The sequence below is a fragment of the Variovorax sp. GW821-FHT09D04 genome, assembly GCF_059416405.1.
Genome location: NZ_JBWKPA010000015.1, coordinates 1 through 18,622, shown reverse-complemented (window position 1 = coordinate 18,622; position 18,622 = coordinate 1). Strand labels below are relative to the sequence as shown.

Below are 18,622 nucleotides of genomic sequence, written 5' to 3'. Positions count from 1 at the left end.
GCTCCCATGAAGAAAATCTCCCGCCTTGGCCTCGCGCTGCTGGCCGCCTTCACCGCCGTCGGTGCGGCGGCGGCAGACCTCAAGATCGGCTTCATCAGCTCGCTCTCGGGGCCGGTCGCGGCGCTGGGCGTTCCCTACGAGAAGGGCATCCGCGCGGCCATCGCCGAGCGGCCCGAGATCGGCGGGCGCAAGGTGCAGCTCATCGTGCTCGACGACGCGTCCGACCCGACCACCGCCGGGCGCAACGCGCGCAAGCTGGTGACCGAAGACAAGGTCGACGTGCTCATCGGCACCTCGGGCGTGCCGGGCGCGATGGCCATCGCCTCGGTGGCGCGCGAGCTCAACACGCCGCTCATCTCGCCCACGCCCGTGACCATTCCGGGCGCGGACGGCGCATGGACCGTCACCGTGTCGCAGCCGTTCCCGCTCATGGTGGCGGGCGTGGTCGAGCGCATGCAGAAGTCGGGCGTGAAGACGGTGGCCTTCATCGGCTTCTCCGACGCGCTGGGCGACCTGGCCTACGACTCGCTCATGAAGAGCGCCGCCACCGCTGGCATCAAGGTGGTGGCCAACGAGCGCTATGCGCGCAGCGATTCGTCGGTGGCGGGGCAGATCCTGAAGATCGTCGCGGCGCGGCCCGACGCGGTGTTCGCCGGCAACTCCGGCACGCCGGGCGCGCTGCCCTATCTGGCACTGGCCGAGCGCGGCTACAAGGGCAAGATCTATGGCACGCACGGCCTCATCAACGCCGACTTCGTGCGCGTGGGCGGCACGGCCATCGACGGCCTGCAGGTGCCCAGCGGCCCGGTGCTGGTGGCCGACCAGCTGCCCGACAGCAACCCCATCAAGAAGGTCGCGATGGGCTTTCGCGCTGCGTACCAGAAGGCGAACGGCGCGGTGCCCACCGATGCCTTCTCGTCGTACACCTACGACGCCTACCTGCTGCTGGCCGACGCGGCCTCGCGCACCAAGGGCGAGCCCGGCACGCCGCAGTACCGCACGGCGCTGCGCGATGCCATCGTGGGCACGAAGGAGCTGGTGGGCACGCACGGCATCTACACCTTCAAGCCCGACGACCGCTACGGCTCGGACCAGCGCGGCGTCGTGATCGTGCAGATGAACAAGGGCCAGTGGAAGCTGGTCCCCTGACCTCGGTTTAACCGAAGCCCACCGCCATGACCGCCTACCGCAACCGCCCCGATCTCGTCGCGGCGCTGGTCCGCGACGACCGGGTGCATCGCGACCTGTACCTCAGCGACGAGCTGTTCGCGCTGGAACAGGAGCGCCTGTTCGCCCGCACCTGGGTCTTCCTGGGCCATGCCAGCCAGGTGCCGGCGGCGGGCGATTTCGTCACGCAGGAGATCGCGGGCCGCCCGCTGCTCATGGTGCGCCAGCCCGACGGCGCGGTGCACGTCATGTACAACCGCTGCGCCCACAAGGGCACCCAGCTCGTGACGGACGAGAGCGGCAACACCGGTCGCTTCTTCCGCTGTCCGTACCACGCGTGGACCTACAAGCTGGACGGCGCGCCGCTGGGCCTGCCGCTGAAGAACGGCTACGAGGGCACGCAGCTCAAGGCCTGCGAGTCGGGGCAGGGGCTGTCGGTGGTCAGGCACGTGAAGGTGTACCGCGACTTCGTGTTCGTGCGCTTGTCCGACACCGGCCCCTCGTTCGAGGACTACTTCGGCGACGTGCTCGGCGCGCTCGACAACATGGTCGACCGCTCGCCCGAGGGCAAGCTCACCGTGGGCGGTGGCGTGCTGCGCAACATCGTCCATTGCAACTGGAAGATGTACCTGGAGAACATCAACGACACGGTGCACCCGATGTCGACGCACGAGTCGGCCACCAAGGCCGCCGAAGCGCTGTGGGAAGGGCACGCGTCCACCGATCCCAAGCCGATGGCGATGGAGCAGATCCTGCCCTTCGGCTCGGGCTACGAGTTCTTCGACCAGATGGGCGGACGCGTGTTCGCCAACGGCCACAGCGTGCTGGGCGTGAACTTCAGCATCCATTCCAACTACGCGCAGCTGCCCGAGTACGAGGCCGCGATGCAGGCCGCGCACGGCGTGGAGCGCGCCGCCGACATCCTGCAGCGCTCGCCGCAGAACTCGGTGCTGTACCCGAGCCTGTCGGTCAAGGGCTCGCCGCAGGCCATCCGCGTGATCCGCCCGCTCGCGGCCGACCGCACGCTCATCGAGGCCTGGAGCTTCCGCGCGGCCGGTGCGCCCGCGCTGTTGTTCGAGCGCGCCATGAGCTACAACCGGCTCGTGTTCTCGCCCATGTCGGTGGTGGCGCACGACGACGTGCACCTGTTCGAGAGCATCCAGAAGGGCCTGCGTGCCGGCGGCAACGAATGGATCAGCCTGCACCGCAACCACGACCCGGCCGAGACGCAGCAGGCCACGGTGACCACCAACGGCACCAACGAGCTGCTCATGCGCAACCAGTTCCGCGCCTGGGCCCGGGCCATGACGCCGGAGGTGGCGGCATGAACGACCCGCGCGACTTCATCGCCCACGAGGCGGCCCTGCTCGACGCGCGCCGCTTCGACGACTGGCTGGCCCTGTTCGCCGACGACGGCCACTACTGGGTGCCGTTGCTCGGCGCGGCGCAGGCCGATCCGTTCTCGCACAACTCGCTGGCCTACGAAGACCGGCTGCTGCTGCAGCTGCGCGTGGAGCGGCTGAAGAACCCGCGCGCGCATTCGCAGCATCCGGCCAGCCACAGCCAGCATGTGCTGCAGCCCTCGCGCATCGAGGAAGAGGGCACCGACGACGTGCGCCTGCGCACGCCGTTCCTCTACATCGAGGCGCGCGGCGACGACCAGATCCTGCTGAGCGGCACCGCCCGCCACCACCTCATTCGCACCCCCACGGGCTGGTCCATCCGCGAGAAGCGCATCGACCTGCTCAATGCCACGCGCGCCTTGCCCGCGATCCAGTTGTTCATCTGAGTTTCTGTTCCTTCCATCCTTCCTCACTGGAGCTACGACATGAAGAACCTGATGCAGACCTTGACGCGCGGTGCCCTCGCCGCGGCGCTGACCGCCTGTGGTGTGGCGAGCGCACTGGCGGCCGACCTCAAGGTCGGACTCAGCGTGTCGCTGTCGGGGCCCAACTCCTCGCTGGGCGTGCCGTACGCCAAGGGCATGCAGGCTGCGCTGGCCTACAAGGGCGAGGTCAACGGCCGCAAGATCCAGCTCGTGGTGCTCGACGACGGCTCCGACCCGACCACGGCCGGGCGCAACGCGCGCAAGCTCATCGAGGACGAAAAGGTCGACGTGCTCATGGGCACCTCGGGCGTGCCGTCGGCCATCGCGATGGCGCAGGTGGGCAAGGAGGCGAAGACGCCCATGATCGGCCTCACGCCCATCCTGCTCGACCCCAACGAGAACCCGTGGGTGATGACGGTGGCGCAGCCCACGCAACTGATGATCGACGCGGTGGTCGAGCGCATGAAGCGCAACAACGTCAAGACGGTGGGCTACATCGGTTTCTCCGACGCCTGGGGCGACCTGGTGTACGAGGCCCTGAACAAGGCCGCGCCCGCCGCCGGCATCAAGGTGGTGAGCAACGAGCGCTACGCGCGCGCCGACGCCTCGGTGACCGGCCAGGTGCTGAAGATCGTGGCGCTGCGCCCCGACGCGGTGATGACCGGCGGCGCCGGCACGCCGGGCGCGCTGCCGTTCCTGGCGCTGCAGGAGCGCGGCTTCAAGGGCGGCGTGTACGGCCAGCACGGCCTGATCAACCCCGACTTCGTGCGCGTGGTCGGCGCGGCCGGCCAGAACGCGCTCATGCCCACGGGCCCGGTGATCGTCGCCGAGCAGCTGCCGGCCGACTACCCGACCAAGAAGATCGCGACCGACTTCCGCGCCGTGTTCCAGAAGGTCAACAACGCACCCACCAGCGACGCCTTCTCGGCCTACTCGTTCGACGGCTGGCTGGTGTTCGCCGACGCCGCCTCGCGCGCCATGAAGAAGGCCGAGCCGGGCACGCCCGAGTTCCGCGTGGCGCTGCGCGACGCCATCTTCAGCACCAAGGAAGTGGTGGGCACGCACGGCGTCTACACCTTCAAGCCCGGCAGCCTGTACGGCGTGGACGAGCGCGCCCGCGTGATCGTCAAGCTCGACAACGGCCAATGGAAGCTCGCCCCTTGAATCTCCTGTTTCCCTTCACGACAACGACAACGATGACTCCGACAGAGGTTTTTCTATGAACTGGGACGTGGCATTGATCCTCGTCACCGACGGCCTGGCCAACGGTGCCGTCTATCTGCTGGCCGGGCTCGGGCTGGTGCTGATCTTCTCGGTCACGCGGGTGGTGTTCGTGCCGTTCGGCGACATCGCGGCCTTTGCCGCCCTGTCGCTGGCGGCCTTCGAGACCGGCCGCGTGCCGCCGACCATCGGCATGGTCGCGGTGCTGGCCGCGCTGGCGCTGGCCACCGAAATCGGCAGCCTGCTGCGGCGCGGCGAGGCCGCACGCATACCGAAGGCGGTGCTGATGTGGGGCGTGCTGCCCGCCATTCCGTGCGTGCTCGCCTGGCTGGCGGCGCGGCCCGGCGTGCCCGTGGCCGTGCACATCGCGGTGGCCGTGCTGCTGGTGGTGCCCATCGCGCCGCTGCTGGCGCGCGTGGTGTTCCAGCCGATCGCCGATGCCTCGGTGCTGGTGCTGCTGATCGTGTCGCTGGCGCTGCACTTCCTGCTCTCGGGCCTGGGCCTGCTGTTCTTCGGGCCCGAGGGCTCGCGCACCACACCGCTCACGAGCGCGGTGTTCACGCTGGGCGATGGCTTCACGGTCAGCGGCCAGGTGGTGCTGATGGTGGGGGCGGCCGTGGTGCTGAGCGGGCTGTTCTTCCTGGTGTTCGAGCGCACGGTGGCCGGCAAGGCCCTGCGCGCCACGGCTGTGAACCGCGTGGGTGCGCGGCTGGTCGGCATCCGGCCGGTGCGCACGGCGCTGCTGGCCTACGGCTGCGCCTCGCTGCTGGCGGGGCTCATCGGCGTGCTGATCGCGCCGGTGACCACCATGTACTACGACTCGGGTTTCATCATCGGCCTGAAGGCCTTCGTGGCCGCGATCATCGGCGGGCTCGTGAGCTACCCGATGACGGCCATCGGCGCGCTGGCGGTCGGCGTGGTCGAGAGCTTCGCGTCGTTCTGGAGCGGCGCGCTGAAAGACGTGATCGTGTTCAGCCTGCTGATCCCGGTGCTCATGCTGCGCTCCTTCATGGCGGCCCATTCGGAAGAGGAAGAAGACGAGGTGGACCAATGAACGGCAACACGAAACGCATGGCGTGGATCGCGGGCGTGATCGTCGTGCTGGCCTTGGTGCCGGCCGTGGCGGGCAGCTTCACGGTCTCGCTGCTCAACGACATCGGCATCGGCGCGCTGGTGGCGCTGGGCCTCGTGCTGCTCACCGGCGTGGGCGGCGCCACCTCGTTCGGGCAGGCGGCCTTCGTTGGCATTGCGGCCTACGCCACGGCGTGGCTCACGACTGCGCAGGGCCTGTCGCCGTGGCTGGGGCTCCTGTTCGCGCTGCTGCTCACGGGCCTGTCGGCGCTGGCCATCGGCATGCTCACCTTGCGCCTGGGCGGGCACTTCCTGCCGCTGAGCACCATCGCCTGGGGGCTGTCGATTGCGATGCTGTTCGGCAACGTCGATGCGCTCGGGCGCCACACGGGCCTGTCGAACATCCCGCCGCTGCAGATCGGCGGCTGGTCGCTGGCCGATCCGCGCGCGATGTACTACCTGATCTGGGTGGTGGTCGGGCTGGCCTGCCTGTTCAGCCACAACTTGCTGCAGTCGCGCCCCGGCCGCGCGATTCGCGGGCTGCGCGGCGGCGCCACGCTGCTGGCCAGCGTGGGCGCGGATGCGTACCGCGTGCGGCTGTCGCTGTTCGTCACGGCGGCGCTGTTCGCGGGGCTGGCGGGCTGGCTTTATGCGCACATGAACCGCTTCGTGAGCCCGTCGCCCTTCGACGTGCGCGCCAGCATCGAGTACCTGCTGATGGCCGTGGCCGGCGGGCTCGGGCAGCTGGCGGGCGCGCTGGTAGGCGCGGCGCTGGTGCTGGTGCTGAAGAACGGCCTGCAGGACGTGCTGCCGATGCTCACGCAGCGCGCCGGCCAGCTGGAGGCCGTGGCCTTCGCGGCGCTGTTCATCCTGCTGCTGCACTTTGCGCGCGGCGGCGTGATGGGCCTGCTGCGCCGCTGGACGCGCCGGCGCGCCGCGCCGCAAGGCGCCTCGCGCTACACCGGCGCGCCGGTCGAGCCGCTGCCGCACCGGCAGCTGCCGGCGCGCGGCACGCAGGTGCTGTCGGTCAACGGCGCCGTGAAGCGCTTCGGCGGGCTGGTGGCGGTGAACGACGTGAGCTTCGACGTCAAGGCGGGCGAGATCATCGGCCTCATCGGGCCCAACGGCGCGGGCAAGTCGACCATGTTCAACCTGCTGACCTGCACGCTGCCGATGAGCGCGGGCCAGGTGCGCTTTCTCGAGAACGACATCGCCGGCATGCCGCAGCGCGCGGTGGCGCGGCTCGGGCTGGCGCGCACCTTCCAGCACGTGAAGCTGCGCCCGCACATGAGCCTGCTGGACAACGTGGCGCTGGGCGCGCACTCGCGCACGCGCTCGGGCATCCTGAAGGCGGGCCTGCGGCTGGACCGCACGGAAGAAAGCCAGATCCTGCAGGAGGCGCAGCGCCAGCTCGACCGCATCGGCCTGGGCGACCGCGCGCACGAGCTCGCGGGCAGCCTGCCGCTGGGCACGCAGCGCATCCTGGAGATAGCGCGCGCGCTGGCCGCCGACCCCGTGCTGCTGGTGCTCGACGAGCCCGCGGCCGGCCTGCGCCGCAAGGAAAAGATGGCCTTGGGCGACCTGCTGCGCAAGCTGCGCGAGGAGGGCGTGACCATCCTGATCGTCGAACACGACATGGACTTCGTGATGAAACTGGTGGACCGTTTGGTGGTGATGAACTTCGGCTCCAAGCTCGTGGAGGGCGTGCCGTCGGCGGTGCGCGCCGACGAGCGTGTGCAGGCCGCATACCTCGGGAGCGTTGTATGACCGCGATGCTGGAGATCGGTGATTTGCACGTGTCCTATGGGCAAGTGGAGGCCGTGCGCGGCGTGTCGCTCGACGTGCAGCGGGGCCAGATCATCTCGGTGATCGGCCCCAACGGCGCGGGCAAGACCACGCTGCTGGCCGCGGCCATGGGCCTGCTGCCGTGCAAGGGCACGCTGCGCTTCGAAGGTGAAGACCTGCAGGGGCTCGACGTGGAGTCGCGCGTAGAGCGCGGGCTGTGCCTCGTGCCCGAGCGGCGTGAACTGTTCGGCGAACTCACCGTGCTCGACAACCTGCAGCTCGGCGCCTACGCCAAGCGGCTGCGCGGCGATGCAATGAAGCGGCAGCTGCAGTCGGTGTACGACCGCTTCCCGCGGCTGGCCGAGCGCCGCGCCCAACGCGCCGACACGCTCTCGGGCGGCGAGCGGCAGATGCTGGCCGTGGGCCGCGCGCTCATGTCGGCGCCGCGCCTGCTGATGCTCGACGAGCCCAGCCTGGGCCTGGCGCCGCTGATCGTGCGCGACATCCTCACCATCGTGCGCAAGCTGCGCGACGACGGCGTGTCGATCCTGCTGGTGGAGCAGAACGCGCGCGCCGCGCTCGAAAGCTCGGACGAAGGCTATGTGCTGGAGACCGGCGAGATCGCGCTGTCCGGTGCTTCCGGTGACCTCGCGAGCGACCCGCGCGTGCAGGCCACCTACCTCGGCGGAGGCACGCACGATGACGAGTGACCCGCGCGCGGTGCCGCCGGCGCAGCGCACGCTGCCCGCCATGCTGCAGCGGCAGGCGGCGCTGTTCGGCAGCCGCCCGCTGCTGCGCATCGCGGGCCGGCAATGGACGCACGCCGATGCGGCCGACGCGGCGGCCACGCGCGCCGGTGCGCTCGCGCAGCACGGCGTGGCGCGCGGCGACCGCATCGCCGTGATGTGCGGCAACCGCATCGAGTTCCTCGACACCTTCCTCGGCGCGGGCTGGCTCGGTGCGTCGGTCGTGCCGGTCAACACCGCGTCGATGGGGCCGCAGATCGAGTACTTCCTCGCGAACAGCGAGGCGAAGCTGCTGGTGATCGAGGCCGGCTTTCTCGATCGGCTGGCGACGGCCGACCTGTCTCGCACGGCGCTGCGCGAGGTGTGGGTGGTGGGCGAGGCCGAAACGCCGTGGACGCCGCCCGCCGGCGTGCGCGTGTCGGCCTACCCGCCGGGCGCGCAGGCGCTGCCGCCCGCGCCGGTGCAGCCGGGCGACCCGCTCGCCATCCTCTACACCTCGGGCACCACGGGCCCGGCCAAGGGCGTCATCTGCCCGCAGGCGCAGTACTTCTGGTGGGGCGTGAACAGCGCCGAGGTGCTCGGCGTGGGCCGCGACGACGTGCTGTGCACCACGCTGCCGCTGTTCCACATCAACGCGCTCAACACCTTCGCGCAGGCCGCGCTCACCGGGGCCGAGGTGGTGTTCGAGTCGCGCTTCTCTGCCTCGGGCTTCTGGCCGGCGATGCGCGCCAACGGCGCGACCGTGGTCTACCTGCTTGGCGCGATGGTGCCGATCCTGCTGGCCCAGCCCGAAGGCGAGGGCGAGCGCGAGCACCGCGTGCGCACCGGCCTCGGGCCCGGCGTGCCTGCGGCGGCGGGGCAGGCCTTCCAGGCGCGCACGGGCGTGGCGCTGCTCGAAGGCTATGGCTCGACCGAAACCAACTTCGCGATCGCCACCGCGCCCGATTCGCCGCGCGGCGGTGTCATGGGCTGGCTGCGCCCCGGCTTCCAGGCCTGCGTGGCCGACGAAGACGACGTACCGCTGCCGCCCGGCGAGGCCGGCGAACTGCTGCTGCGCGCGGACGAGCCCTATGCCTTTGCCAGCGGCTACTTCCACATGCCCGAGAAGACCGTCGAGGCCTGGCGCAACCTGTGGTTCCACACGGGCGACCGCGTGGTGCGCGATGCCGACGGCGCGTTCCGCTTTGTCGACCGCATCAAGGACGCGATCCGCCGGCGCGGCGAGAACATCTCGTCCTTCGAGGTCGAGCAGGTGCTGCTGAGCCATCCCGGCGTGGCTTCGTGCGCGGTGTACCCCGTGCGCTCCGAGCTGGCCGAAGACGAGGTGATGGCCGCGCTGGTGGCGCGCGAAGGCATCGTCATCGACCCGGCCGAGCTGGCGCGCTTCTGCGAAGGCCGCCTGCCGTACTTCGCGGTGCCGCGCTACATCGACCTCTTGCCCGACCTGCCGCGCACCGAGAACGGCAAGGTGCAGAAGTTCAAGCTGCGCGAGCGCGGCGTGGGGCCGCAGACCTGGGACGGTCGGCCCGCCAAAGCCGGATGACGCACGCCACTGCGCTTCCGCTGGCAGGCCGCGTGGCCTTCGTGACCGGCGCGGGGCAGGGGCTGGGTGCGGCCATCGCGCGCGCCCTGGCGCAGGCCGGTGCGCGCGTGGCGGTGGCCGACATCGACGGGGCCAACGCCCAGGCCGTGGCCACCGAGGTGAACGGCCTCGCGCTGCCGCTCGACGTGCGCGACGAGCAGGCCTTCGGCGACCGCTTCGCGCAGGCCGTGGCGCACTTCGGCGCGGTCGACATCCTGGTCAACAACGCGGCGCGCACGCCGACCACCTCGCTGTGGGACATCACGCCCGCCGAGTGGGACGACGTGCTCGCCATCAACCTGCGCGGCAGCTTCTTCGGCTGCCGCATCGCCGGAAGGCACATGCGCGAGCGCGGCGCGGGCCGCATCGTCAACCTGGCCTCGCTGGCGGGGCAGCAGGTCAGCAGCGCCACCGGCGTGCACTACGCGGCCAGCAAGGCCGGCCTGCTGGCGCTGACGCGTGCGTTTGCGCACGAACTGGCGCCGCACGGCGTGACCGTGAACGCGCTGGCCCCCGCCGCCATCGACAGCCCCGCGCTCGCTGCGTTGGCACCCGAGCGGCAGCAGGCGCTGAAAGCCGGCATCCCGCTGGGCCGCTTCGGCCTGGCCGACGAGGTGGCCGCCGCCGTCGTCTACCTGGCCTCGCCGGCCGCGGCCTTCATGACGGGGGCGACGCTGGACCTCAACGGCGGCCGTTTCATGCGGTAGCACCACGCCGGGGCGCAAATGGCTAAAATGATTCAGAACTAAACCATTCAGGTATGCACACAAATTCGCTCACTGGCCGTCATGCCCTCGTCACCGGCGCCGCTCGCGGCATCGGCGCAGAGATCGCCCGCACCCTTGCTGCCCAGGGGGCAGTGCTGACCTTGCTGGGCCGCGATGCGCAGGCCCTGCAGCGCGTGGCCGAGACCCTGGCCGGTAGCGGCCACGGCGTGGTGGCGGCCGACGTGGCCGACCCGCAGGCCGTGCAGTCGGCCTTTGCGCAGGCGCGGGCCGAACGCGGGGCGGTGACCGTGCTGGTCAACAACGCGGGCGCCGCCGAGAGCGCGCCGTTCCTGAAGACCTCGGTCGAGCTGTGGCAGCGCATGCTGTCGGTCAACCTCACCGGCAGCTTCCTGTGCGCGCAGGCCGCGCTGCCCGACATGCTCGACGCCGGCTGGGGCCGCATCGTCAACATCGCCAGCACGGCCGGGCAGAAGGGCTACGCCTACGTGTCGGCCTACACCGCGGCCAAGCACGGCGTGATCGGCCTCACGCGCGCGCTGGCACTCGAGGTGGCGCGCAAGGGCATCACCGTGAACGCCGTGTGCCCGGGCTACACCGACACCGACATCCTGCGCAACAGCGTCGCCAACGTGGTCGGCAAGACCGGCCGCAGCGAAGCCGATGCGCTGGCCGAGTTCTCCAGCGTGAACCCGCAAAAGCGCATCGTGCAGCCGGCCGAAGTGGCCGACGCCGTGCGCTGGCTGTGCGGCGAAGGCGCCGCGTCGGTCACGGGCCAGTCGATCTCCGTTTCCGGAGGAGAAGTCACATGAGTCGCAACGATGCCTCCCACGCCGTGCTGAGCGACGCCGAAGAACTCGGCCACGAAGCCCGCGCCGGCCATGAAGACCACGCCATGCTCAAGCTGTGGCTGCGCATGCTCGCGAGCACCACGCAGATCGAGGCCGAGATCCGGCGCCGGCTGCGTGAGCGCTTCGGCATCTCGCTGGCGCGCTTCGACTACATGGCGCAGCTGTACCGCTACGAAGACGGCCTGAAGATGCGCGTGCTCTCGCGCTACCTGATGGTGACCGGCGGCAACGTCACCGGCCTGACCGACGAACTCGAGCGCGAAGGCATGGTGGCACGCGCGCCCAGCCCCGACGACCGTCGCGCCTGGATCGTGAGCCTCACGCCCGAAGGCCGCAACGCCTTCGAAGCCATGGCCACCGAGCACGAGCAGTGGATCCTCGAGATGTTCTCGGGCCTGGACATGAAGACCGTCAAGCAGATGCACAACCAGCTCGGGCTGCTGCGCGTGCACGTGATGCGCGGCGACGGCGCGGTCGAGGACCGCGCATGAGCGGCGAGGGCGGTGGTGTGGAGTTCCAGCGCCCGCGCCTGATCCGCTTTTCCGACTGCGACCCGGCGGGCATCGTCTTCTATCCGCAGTACTTCGTGATGCTCAACGGCCTGGTCGAAGACTGGGTGAACGACGGGCTCGGCGTGGGCTACCACGCACTGATCGGCGAGCGCCGCGTCGGCCTGCCGACCGTGAAGCTCGACGCCGACTTTCGCGCCGTGAGCCGCATGGGCGACCGCGTGACGCTCGGCCTCTCTGTCGCGCAATTGGGCTCGCGCTCGATCACGCTCGCGCTGCGCTGCTTCGAGCCCACCACGGGCGAGCTGCGCATGCAGGTGCGGCAGGTGCTGGTAACGACCTCGCTCGACACCCACCGCGCCATCGCCGTGCCCGACGACATGCGCGCGGCCATCCTGCGCGATGCGCCGGCGTTGGCTGCTGCCGAGCCCGCTGGCAAGGCCTGAAGGCCTGAGCAAGGCTAGGGCGCCGGCGCAGGGCCGTCGGCAGGCTCGAGCGCCTTCTTCTCCTGTGCGTGCTTCTTCAGCCAACCGCTGAGTTCGCGCTTCCCCTTCGCATTGGCCTGGCGCCACGCCTCACGCGCGGCGGCCACGAAGCGTTCTTCCGCCGCATCGGGCGGTGCTTCCGAAGGCGCAGTGTTGTCTTCGTCGAGCCAGCCTGCGGCCACGTCGCAATGCCGCTCGATCTGCCGCGCGAGCTTGTCGCCGATGGGCCGCGCACTCTTGATCTGGCTCCACATGCTCGGAGAGATTTCGAGCTTGCGTGCGAACGCCTGGTCCAGCCCCTTGGCGGGCAGGCCCGCCGCGACGGCGTCCTCGAGAAAGCGGCGATGCAGCACAAGCGCATTGCGGCGGCGCGCGACGGTGGTATGGGGCACTGTTCAAAAACAACAACAAGACAAGAAAAGATTGTCCCGGTTGTTGACGTCGCCGTAAACACTCTTTACAGTTGCCTCCAATTCACGGCACAAGCCGTCCCTTTTTTCCAACCCCTTACAGCCGACAGCGGCAGTTTTTGACCAGGAACCATCGTGAACACCGCACTGACCCTCACCAGCATTCGACCCGCCTCGGGCCGACCGCTCGTGCGCGTCGGGTTCTGCCATGGTTTCGACATGCCGTCGCCCCTGTCGTTGTCTTCGCACCTGAACACCGCGTACGCCGCCAAAGCCGCAGCCCGTCTGCGCGTGGGTGGTCAGTTCGAGGCTCATCAGGTGCCCCCGGGTGGAGGTCGCGCGTAGGCGCGCATCTCTCAAGCTCTCTCGCAAAGAGGCCCGGACACCGCAAGGTTCCGGGCCTTTTTGTTTTGCCGCTTTCCATTTCGGGTGTGCCTTCACCCCACCGCCAGAAATTGCCGCGTCGACGGTCTGGCGGGATGTGCATGAGTTGATCACTCCTGTGCAGCGACGTTCGACGGGGCCGCGCCCAGCGCGCGGCCCGTCGCGTGAGGACACAACCGAAATGGAAAGCGCGGGCAGGCTTTTTAGTTTTTCTTCCGTGTGTGGCGCAGCCTGGTAGCGCATCTGGTTTGGGACCAGAGGGTCGCAGGTTCAACTCCTGCCACACGGACCACACCCGAGCGGGACCGGGCCATGCCAACGCGTGGCCCGCCCCGCGGAAACCGGCCGCAAAGATTGGGCGGCGCCGGAACCCGTCACCGGACATTTTTCAAGTCATTACTTTCTTTTTTCGTCACCCACCAAGGAGGCCCTCATGCGCAAGCGCAACTCACCGATCCGGATGATCGCCGTGCACCCGGCACCGCTGCCGCGCAGGCACATGGTGTGGTCGCTGGCCCAGCGCTTCGGCGTGGGGCTCGGGCCGCGCTACGTGGCGGATCGCGCGTCGGCATTGCCGGGCGGCAGCGAGGCGCCACTCGACAGCCTCGACCTCGACCAGCGCGTGCGCGCGTCGGGCGAGTGGTAGCAGCTCAGCACTGCTCGTCTTCTGTTTCTTCAATGGTGCGTGTAGCTCAATGGCAGAGCCGCGGGTTGTGGTCCCGCTGACAACGGTTCGATTCCGTTCGTGCACCCCATCCGTTCACCACAAGCCATCGCCGCGAAGGGAGGCGATTCGTCATGCATTCACACGTCCTGCAACTCGATATTCAGGGCACGCCGCAAGCCTGGATCTCGCTGGAGCAGGCGGTGTTGCACTACGCCACCGGCAACGTGGCCTGGGAAGACGGCGCGCTGCCGCTGGCCACGCTGCGCGGCGGCTTCAACGTGGCGCGCGGTGTGCAGTCGCGCATCGACGTCGCGCCCATCATCGCGCTGCGCGGCGCGTCGAAGATCAACCTCTTCGACGTCGTGCCCGGCGTGACCAAGGCCAAGCTGCTGCGCCGCGACCGCCACACCTGCGCCTACTGCGCGCAGGTGTTCGCCGACCGCGACCTGCAGTGCGAACACGTCATGCCCGAGTCGCGCGGCGGCCCGTGGAGCTGGACCAACCTCGTCAGCGCCTGCGCCGTCTGCAACAACCGCAAGGCCGCGCGCACGCCCGAAGAGGCCGGCATGCCGCTGGTCTACCTGCCGTACGTGCCGAGCCGCTTCGAGAACTTCCTGCTCGAAGGCCGCAACATCCGCGCGGACGTGCACGAGTGGCTGGCCAAGCGCCTGCCGCGCGGTTCGCGGCTGCAGTAGCGCCGCGCGCACAAAGAGAAAAGCCCGCTGCCCGTTGGATCAACGGACAGCGGGCTTTGCCTTGTGCGGCTCGCGGTGCGCGAGTGAGTGAATCAGTGAAGGCGCGGGCGGCTTGCTTGTTTGTGTTCAGCGCCCAGCGCCGAAGAAGCTGTAGGCCACTGCTGTGGCTGCTGCGAGCCCGCCGAGCAAGATGAAGAGCACCTTCGTCGTACGGCGAGGGCCGCGCCGTGAACGGACCCAATGCTCCGGCCCGATCAGATCGATCGGAACCGTGGGTTTGCCTATGTCGGATGCCTTTTCCATGCCAAGAAATATAGCGCAGGCGCCAAGGCAAGAAGTTACAACGGCTTTTTGGCCCCATCGCACCGTGGCCGCTTGCCGACACCAGACAGAAACGTGTGAAATATTCCTCATGAACCAACAAATCATTCTCGAGAGCCTGGTCCGCGCCCTGGAGAGCTGGGTCCGCAACGCCTCCGCGGCCGAGCTGTGGCGCGTGCACCGCGAGGGCGGCCTGGGCGCATCGATCCACACCGAAGGCGAGAGCGTCGTGCACGTGCGCATCGCGCTCGACGGGCCGCCCGATGCGCTGTCGGGCATCGGCAAGACCGACGGCCGCCTGCCCATGACCGAAGCGTTCAGAGGCGCCAACGGTGAAGCAGGGTGGGGCACCCCGCCACCGCAAGGCAGCGCCGAGCGCGAGCAGTGGTTTCTGTCGAGCGACGTGGCGCAAGAGCAGGCGCGGCAGTACCTGCTGGCGGAGGTGGTGGCGCGGCGGGATGCGTTGGTGCGGCGGGTGGAGGCGTGGGCTGCGGGGGCTGGTTGAGGCCGGTGCGCGATTCGCACGGCGATCGTCTTCGCGTGCGTGACTACAAGTCGACGCGAGTCCTCATTTGTTCACCGTGAGAGGCTTCCGCTGACGCGCTTCTCTCCCTACATTTGAACGACCGCCGCGCCTCACGGCGGGACATCGATGCACACCGCAGCGATGTCGATGTGAGGCACAAAAGGCGACGGCCAGGGTGCGCTAACACCCTGACCGTCTGACCAAGTGACGTGCAACAACTTCGAGGAGCGCACACCAAATGGCTGATCAAATTATCGCCGGGCAAACCACGCCCGATTCCCTCAGGGCAACCTGCCCCGATACGGCCGACCTTCTAGAGAAGAAGTCGTCCCAGCTGCAATCGCTGCTGAGTTGTTGCTACGGGGACTGCAGTGAATGGTTCGATGCGATCGGTGCCGTCCACCGAGACCACGTGATGTGGATCGCGTCAGACCTGGCTGGCGAAGTCGCAGAGCTTGCGCAGCAACTGCTGAGACGGATCAACGCAGCGGACGCGTCGGCGCCTACGTGAGCGCAGCAGGGGACGACAACCGCGCGCGGAAGTAGCTCGCGGTCTCCTCGTCGCTGCAGTAGACGTAGCACCCCTTCATGCCTCGCGTCATCAGCGTGCGGTAGGTGTTCTTGATGATCAGGTCCGCCTCTGCCGTGGCGTTCTTCGGATCTGCCTTGAGCCGCGCTTTGTAGCCGCGCAAGGTCTTGTCATGCCGATCGCGTGCCGATGGCTCCGTCACGACCCGGCCGTCACGCACGATGAGGTCGGAGCCGATGATCACGCCGATGTAGTCCACCTCCAGCCCTTGGCAGGTGTGGATGCAGCCGACCTCGTTGATCGAGTTCGGCGCAATGATCCAGAGGCTGCCATCGACGTCGAGGTTCCATCGCTTGCGGTAGTCGCCAATGACGATGTCGAAAGCCTTCGGGTCTTTCTTGCTGGTCCAGGGCCAGCAGTAACCGGCGACGACACGGGCGGTGCCTGTGCTGTTCTTCTGTGCAATCGCCGTATGCAGGTCCGCCGGATCGCTGAAGACCTGAAAGTCGAACTCGGCTGGCGTGAGCGTCTTGTTCGCGGTCTCTCGAACGGCGAGGGCGTCGTCGAGCCACGCGATGTAGCCGTCGGAGCCGCTGCATCTGAACTGCGATGCGAGTTCGTGCTCAGAGACCTCTGCACCCTTCTCTGTGCCGAATGTGCGAATGGTTTGCTTCGTGCCGATGTCGCTCAACGCGACCCGCTGATCCTCGTCGATGAAGAACACCGTGCACTTGGCGGCGGCGATCAGTTCTTTGACTTGGTTCTCGCCCAGGTTGCCGTACAGGCCGCTCTTCTCGTTCAGGCGGTGCGCCTCGTCCACGATCAGCACGTCGAACTGGTCTGCGGGTGTTTCGATGAAACCACCGGAGCCCGTGAAGAGGTTGGAGTAGCGCGTGCGCGTCATGCTGCCCGCGAGCTTGGTTTCGTAGACGCGCCGAGGTGCGGCGTTCTTCGAAACGTATTTGCAGTTCAGGCCGGCACCCATCAAGGTGACCAGTGCGTTGATAGCGAGCACCGTCTTGCCAGTCCCCGGGCCACCTTCGACGATCACCACCTTGGGGTTCGTGCTCGATGCAGATCGGCCTGCAGCCAGGATGTTCTCGTAGACCTCTTTCTGGTCATCGATCAAGACGAACTCGGGATTCCCCTTCAGTAGGCCCGCAAGGCTGTCGCTGAGCGCCTTCGATGGCCTGATACGGCCATTGGTCAGCTCATAGAGCACGCTCGGGTCGCCGAACTTGATGTGCTGCTTGATGAAGTTGCGCAGCAAGCCTCGCTCGGCCTCACCGCGCAGGAACAGCGGCGCCTTGGCGATGTAGTCGGCGTAGTGGGCCGAATCGATCACGCCGTCGCGCTCGTAGTTGTGCAGGTAGGCGCAGGCCTGAACGGAGATGCCCCCAGAGTAGACGGCTTCGTTGAAGCCTTCCATCAAGGAGGCGTATGACCACGCTTGGTACGACGGGTGAACGACCTCGCGGTGTCCGCCGCCAAGGTAGGTGTTGACCAGTGCGTCTTTGGTCGACGACTTCACCTTGTCCCACTGCTTCAGCTCGACGATCACGATGTTCTTCGAGTCGTCGTGGCCTCGGCCAGTCAGGCTGATGTCGATGCGCTTGGAACTTTGCGGGATATGAAGTTCAACGGCCACGCCGACGTCATTCGGAATTTCGGAGTCGCTGAGGACCTTCGACATGTACCCCAGCGAATCTCTCCACGACCTCATTTCTGCTGCCGGGACCTTGCGGCCAGTGGCGCTGAAGTACTTGGCCAGGATGACGTCTTCGATGTCCCTGTCGTTGTTGTCGCTGAGAAATTGCTTCTTGTCGGCCTCGTAGACGATCACGTCAGTCCTTCCCAGATTCGCCCGCTTCCTGCGAGCTGTGCTTCTTGCTGCTGCCGCGCACCTTGTCTGCCGGGTAGCGCAGGGCGTTGGCCTTCAGCTTCTGCTGGACCGCAGCGTTGAGGTCCACGCCCAAGACGGAAGACAGGCGCACGAGATAGAGCAGGACATCCGCGAGCTCGTCCTGAACGGCCTGGGCTGTCTGTGGGTTTCGGCCGGCTTCTGTGGAGGCTGGCTCGGACATCCACTGAAAGATCTCGTTCAGCTCGCCGACCTCTCCGGTCAGGGCCATCACCAAGTTCTTGGGGGAGTGGAACTGGGCCCAGTCGCGCTCGGTGGCGAAGTGCTCGAGTTGCGCTGCCAGCCGTGAGACATCGATGAGAGGGGCGACTGGCCCAGCGCCTTGCTTCTCGCTCACTCGCTTTCTCCTTGCGCGAGCAAACAAGCAAGTGCTTCAAGGTCATGGCGCTGACTGCTTCGAGCCAAGCTGATCGCCAACATCAGAGGGGGCTTCATGAAACAAGTGTATCCAGCGCGGATCGGGAACGACGTGTTTCCCTAGGAAGCGAGGCCTGCGGGATAGGCGTGTCGGTTCAAGATTGTTAAATTCAATGCGCCCGCGCATATCGGCCGCGCGTTTTTCTGCCGCGCTCGCCTCAACCTTTCTTGCCCATGACTCGCATATTCAGCTTCGAGGATTTACCGACTGCCGACCTTGTTGTGGATGCGATCTATGAGGGCGGTAGTGCTGGCAATACAAGCAGCGATCCCATTGCCAAGCTGCTCCCTGGCGCCGGCAACCAGGGTGGTTTTCGAGCCTCAGGCCTCGGCTTGAAAAGGAAGTTCGTCGTTCTCTACTCGAGCGGTGAAGAAGGCGACTGGCCCGATCGCTTAGACCTGAATACAGGCCAATTCGTCTACTACGGGGACAACCGCACGCCGGGCCACGACCTGCACGACACGAGGCGGCGCGGCAATCTCCTTCTGAAGGCGGCCTTCGAGAACGCGCATGGAGACGCCGCGAAGAGGGCAGAGGTGCCCCCGTTCTTTGTCTTCACCAAGTGCCCGACGGCAAAGAGCAACAGGTCTGTTCAGTTCAAGGGGCTGGCGGCGCCGGGTTTTCCGGGGCTGCCGACGACGGAAGACCTTGTTGCCGTGTGGAAGACGACCGCGGGCGAGCGATTCCAGAACTACCGGTCAGTTTGTTGGATTCCGCCGACCTCTGACCCTAGATTTCCATTCAATACTGACCCACCCGCTTTGTGAGCCTGACGGCTTCA

At 67.7% G+C, this 18,622-nt stretch carries 22 protein-coding genes and 2 tRNA genes; 20 read left to right on the top strand and 4 right to left on the bottom strand.

The genetic code is table 11. The features are described from left to right. Nucleotides 1-6: 6 nt before the first annotated feature. Genes AC07O4_RS29460 through AC07O4_RS29405 form a run of 12 tightly spaced genes read left to right on the top strand, consistent with a single transcriptional unit; the run spans nucleotide 7 to nucleotide 11,931 of the window. Nucleotides 7-1,149, top strand: coding sequence for an ABC transporter substrate-binding protein (locus AC07O4_RS29460; RefSeq protein WP_495306367.1), 1,143 nt, complete (start codon nucleotides 7-9; stop codon nucleotides 1,147-1,149). A 26-nt stretch (nucleotides 1,150-1,175) separates the two neighbouring features. After that, nucleotides 1,176-2,495 carry an aromatic ring-hydroxylating dioxygenase subunit alpha gene (locus AC07O4_RS29455; RefSeq protein ID WP_495306366.1) on the top strand — a complete coding sequence of 440 codons (1,320 nt, stop codon included), beginning with the start codon at nucleotides 1,176-1,178 and terminating at the stop codon, nucleotides 2,493-2,495. Beyond that, nucleotides 2,492-2,956: an aromatic-ring-hydroxylating dioxygenase subunit beta gene (locus AC07O4_RS29450; RefSeq protein WP_159275713.1), complete on the top strand. Its 465-nt coding sequence runs from the start codon at nucleotides 2,492-2,494 to the stop codon at nucleotides 2,954-2,956. The genes AC07O4_RS29455 and AC07O4_RS29450 overlap by 4 nt, the downstream gene beginning before the upstream one ends. 39 nt (nucleotides 2,957-2,995) lie before the next feature. Continuing rightward, nucleotides 2,996-4,159: an ABC transporter substrate-binding protein gene (locus AC07O4_RS29445; protein ID WP_062474987.1), complete on the top strand. Its 1,164-nt coding sequence runs from the start codon at nucleotides 2,996-2,998 to the stop codon at nucleotides 4,157-4,159. 55 nt (nucleotides 4,160-4,214) lie between these two features. Then, nucleotides 4,215-5,270 (top strand): branched-chain amino acid ABC transporter permease, encoded by a 1,056-nt coding sequence (locus AC07O4_RS29440; protein ID WP_070062349.1) that lies wholly within the window; start codon nucleotides 4,215-4,217, stop codon nucleotides 5,268-5,270. Then, nucleotides 5,267-7,054: a branched-chain amino acid ABC transporter ATP-binding protein/permease gene (locus tag AC07O4_RS29435; protein WP_495306365.1), complete on the top strand. Its 1,788-nt coding sequence runs from the start codon at nucleotides 5,267-5,269 to the stop codon at nucleotides 7,052-7,054. Before AC07O4_RS29440 ends, AC07O4_RS29435 begins: the two co-directional genes overlap by 4 nt. Continuing rightward, nucleotides 7,051-7,782, top strand: coding sequence for an ABC transporter ATP-binding protein (locus AC07O4_RS29430; RefSeq protein ID WP_095950531.1), 732 nt, complete (start codon nucleotides 7,051-7,053; stop codon nucleotides 7,780-7,782). Before AC07O4_RS29435 ends, AC07O4_RS29430 begins: the two co-directional genes overlap by 4 nt. Next, on the top strand, nucleotides 7,772-9,361 hold the full coding sequence (locus tag AC07O4_RS29425; protein ID WP_495306364.1) for an ATP-dependent acyl-CoA ligase: 1,590 nt from the start codon (nucleotides 7,772-7,774) through the stop codon (nucleotides 9,359-9,361). Before AC07O4_RS29430 ends, AC07O4_RS29425 begins: the two co-directional genes overlap by 11 nt. Beyond that, the gene (locus AC07O4_RS29420; RefSeq protein ID WP_495306363.1) at nucleotides 9,358-10,107 is read left to right on the top strand and encodes an SDR family NAD(P)-dependent oxidoreductase; all 750 of its coding nucleotides are present in this window, start codon (nucleotides 9,358-9,360) and stop codon (nucleotides 10,105-10,107) included. Before AC07O4_RS29425 ends, AC07O4_RS29420 begins: the two co-directional genes overlap by 4 nt. Before the next feature lie 53 nt (nucleotides 10,108-10,160). Then, the gene (locus AC07O4_RS29415) at nucleotides 10,161-10,937 is read left to right on the top strand and encodes an SDR family NAD(P)-dependent oxidoreductase (protein WP_070062353.1); all 777 of its coding nucleotides are present in this window, start codon (nucleotides 10,161-10,163) and stop codon (nucleotides 10,935-10,937) included. Then, nucleotides 10,934-11,467 carry a MarR family winged helix-turn-helix transcriptional regulator gene (locus tag AC07O4_RS29410; protein WP_062473285.1) on the top strand — a complete coding sequence of 178 codons (534 nt, stop codon included), beginning with the start codon at nucleotides 10,934-10,936 and terminating at the stop codon, nucleotides 11,465-11,467. The genes AC07O4_RS29415 and AC07O4_RS29410 overlap by 4 nt, the downstream gene beginning before the upstream one ends. Then, complete coding sequence (locus AC07O4_RS29405; protein ID WP_495306362.1) at nucleotides 11,464-11,931, top strand: acyl-CoA thioesterase; 468 nt, start codon at nucleotides 11,464-11,466, stop codon at nucleotides 11,929-11,931. Before AC07O4_RS29410 ends, AC07O4_RS29405 begins: the two co-directional genes overlap by 4 nt. A gap of 14 nt (nucleotides 11,932-11,945) precedes the next feature. On the opposite strand, the gene AC07O4_RS29400 is transcribed toward AC07O4_RS29405, so the two are convergent. Beyond that, complete coding sequence (locus AC07O4_RS29400) at nucleotides 11,946-12,362, bottom strand: hypothetical protein (RefSeq protein WP_139702007.1); 417 nt, start codon at nucleotides 12,360-12,362, stop codon at nucleotides 11,946-11,948. 153 nt (nucleotides 12,363-12,515) lie between these two features. Here AC07O4_RS29400 and AC07O4_RS29395 point away from each other — a divergent pair, with 153 nt between their 5' ends. The 5 genes from AC07O4_RS29395 to AC07O4_RS29375 all read left to right on the top strand — a co-directional run bounded on the left by AC07O4_RS29395 (nucleotide 12,516) and on the right by AC07O4_RS29375 (nucleotide 14,126). Then, nucleotides 12,516-12,725, top strand: a complete 210-nt coding sequence (locus AC07O4_RS29395) for a hypothetical protein (protein WP_495263348.1) — start codon at nucleotides 12,516-12,518, stop codon at nucleotides 12,723-12,725. A 254-nt stretch (nucleotides 12,726-12,979) separates the two neighbouring features. Further along, a tRNA-Pro gene (locus AC07O4_RS29390) sits at nucleotides 12,980-13,056 on the top strand. A gap of 141 nt (nucleotides 13,057-13,197) precedes the next feature. Further along, nucleotides 13,198-13,410: a short-chain dehydrogenase gene (locus AC07O4_RS29385; protein WP_159275720.1), complete on the top strand. Its 213-nt coding sequence runs from the start codon at nucleotides 13,198-13,200 to the stop codon at nucleotides 13,408-13,410. Between the two features lie 35 nt (nucleotides 13,411-13,445). Further along, nucleotides 13,446-13,519, top strand: a tRNA-His gene (locus AC07O4_RS29380). 43 nt (nucleotides 13,520-13,562) lie between these two features. Next, entirely contained in the window at nucleotides 13,563-14,126 is a 564-nt protein-coding gene (locus tag AC07O4_RS29375; protein ID WP_062473294.1) for an HNH endonuclease, read from the top strand. 126 nt (nucleotides 14,127-14,252) lie between these two features. On the opposite strand, the gene AC07O4_RS29370 is transcribed toward AC07O4_RS29375, so the two are convergent. Beyond that, nucleotides 14,253-14,429, bottom strand: coding sequence for a hypothetical protein (locus AC07O4_RS29370; RefSeq protein WP_157627325.1), 177 nt, complete (start codon nucleotides 14,427-14,429; stop codon nucleotides 14,253-14,255). A 109-nt stretch (nucleotides 14,430-14,538) separates the two neighbouring features. On the opposite strand from AC07O4_RS29370, the gene AC07O4_RS29365 reads away from it, so the two are divergent. Further along, nucleotides 14,539-14,952 (top strand): hypothetical protein, encoded by a 414-nt coding sequence (locus AC07O4_RS29365; RefSeq protein ID WP_495306361.1) that lies wholly within the window; start codon nucleotides 14,539-14,541, stop codon nucleotides 14,950-14,952. Nucleotides 14,953-15,211: 259 nt separating this feature from the next. Beyond that, entirely contained in the window at nucleotides 15,212-15,484 is a 273-nt protein-coding gene (locus AC07O4_RS29360; protein ID WP_495306360.1) for a hypothetical protein, read from the top strand. On the opposite strand, the gene AC07O4_RS29355 is transcribed toward AC07O4_RS29360, so the two are convergent. Next, a complete protein-coding gene (locus AC07O4_RS29355) occupies nucleotides 15,477-17,345 on the bottom strand; it encodes a DNA/RNA helicase domain-containing protein (RefSeq protein WP_495306359.1) in 1,869 nt (622 codons plus the stop codon). The genes AC07O4_RS29360 and AC07O4_RS29355 overlap by 8 nt on opposite strands. 1 nt (nucleotide 17,346) lies before the next feature. Further along, entirely contained in the window at nucleotides 17,347-17,760 is a 414-nt protein-coding gene (locus AC07O4_RS29350) for a nucleotide pyrophosphohydrolase (RefSeq protein WP_495306358.1), read from the bottom strand. 254 nt (nucleotides 17,761-18,014) lie between these two features. Between AC07O4_RS29350 and AC07O4_RS29345 the strand changes: the two genes are divergently transcribed. Then, entirely contained in the window at nucleotides 18,015-18,608 is a 594-nt protein-coding gene (locus tag AC07O4_RS29345) for a hypothetical protein (RefSeq protein WP_495306357.1), read from the top strand. The last annotated feature ends 14 nt before the right edge of the window (nucleotides 18,609-18,622 follow it).

Excerpts from the sequence above, each read along its gene's own strand:
- AC07O4_RS29460 (WP_495306367.1), top strand. The coding sequence starts at position 7 with ATGAAGAAAATCTCCCGCCTTGGCCTCGCGCTGCTGGCCGCCTTCACC.
- AC07O4_RS29455 (WP_495306366.1), top strand. The coding sequence starts at position 1,176 with ATGACCGCCTACCGCAACCGCCCCGATCTCGTCGCGGCGCTGGTCCGC.
- AC07O4_RS29450 (WP_159275713.1), top strand. The coding sequence starts at position 2,492 with ATGAACGACCCGCGCGACTTCATCGCCCACGAGGCGGCCCTGCTCGAC.
- AC07O4_RS29445 (WP_062474987.1), top strand. The coding sequence starts at position 2,996 with ATGAAGAACCTGATGCAGACCTTGACGCGCGGTGCCCTCGCCGCGGCG.
- AC07O4_RS29440 (WP_070062349.1), top strand. The coding sequence starts at position 4,215 with ATGAACTGGGACGTGGCATTGATCCTCGTCACCGACGGCCTGGCCAAC.
- AC07O4_RS29435 (WP_495306365.1), top strand. The coding sequence starts at position 5,267 with ATGAACGGCAACACGAAACGCATGGCGTGGATCGCGGGCGTGATCGTC.
- AC07O4_RS29430 (WP_095950531.1), top strand. The coding sequence starts at position 7,051 with ATGACCGCGATGCTGGAGATCGGTGATTTGCACGTGTCCTATGGGCAA.
- AC07O4_RS29425 (WP_495306364.1), top strand. The coding sequence starts at position 7,772 with ATGACGAGTGACCCGCGCGCGGTGCCGCCGGCGCAGCGCACGCTGCCC.
- AC07O4_RS29420 (WP_495306363.1), top strand. The coding sequence starts at position 9,358 with ATGACGCACGCCACTGCGCTTCCGCTGGCAGGCCGCGTGGCCTTCGTG.
- AC07O4_RS29415 (WP_070062353.1), top strand. The coding sequence starts at position 10,161 with ATGCACACAAATTCGCTCACTGGCCGTCATGCCCTCGTCACCGGCGCC.
- AC07O4_RS29410 (WP_062473285.1), top strand. The coding sequence starts at position 10,934 with ATGAGTCGCAACGATGCCTCCCACGCCGTGCTGAGCGACGCCGAAGAA.
- AC07O4_RS29405 (WP_495306362.1), top strand. The coding sequence starts at position 11,464 with ATGAGCGGCGAGGGCGGTGGTGTGGAGTTCCAGCGCCCGCGCCTGATC.
- AC07O4_RS29385 (WP_159275720.1), top strand. The coding sequence starts at position 13,198 with ATGCGCAAGCGCAACTCACCGATCCGGATGATCGCCGTGCACCCGGCA.
- AC07O4_RS29375 (WP_062473294.1), top strand. The coding sequence starts at position 13,563 with ATGCATTCACACGTCCTGCAACTCGATATTCAGGGCACGCCGCAAGCC.
- AC07O4_RS29370 (WP_157627325.1), bottom strand. The coding sequence starts at position 14,429 with ATGGAAAAGGCATCCGACATAGGCAAACCCACGGTTCCGATCGATCTG.
- AC07O4_RS29365 (WP_495306361.1), top strand. The coding sequence starts at position 14,539 with ATGAACCAACAAATCATTCTCGAGAGCCTGGTCCGCGCCCTGGAGAGC.
- AC07O4_RS29360 (WP_495306360.1), top strand. The coding sequence starts at position 15,212 with ATGGCTGATCAAATTATCGCCGGGCAAACCACGCCCGATTCCCTCAGG.
- AC07O4_RS29345 (WP_495306357.1), top strand. The coding sequence starts at position 18,015 with ATGACTCGCATATTCAGCTTCGAGGATTTACCGACTGCCGACCTTGTT.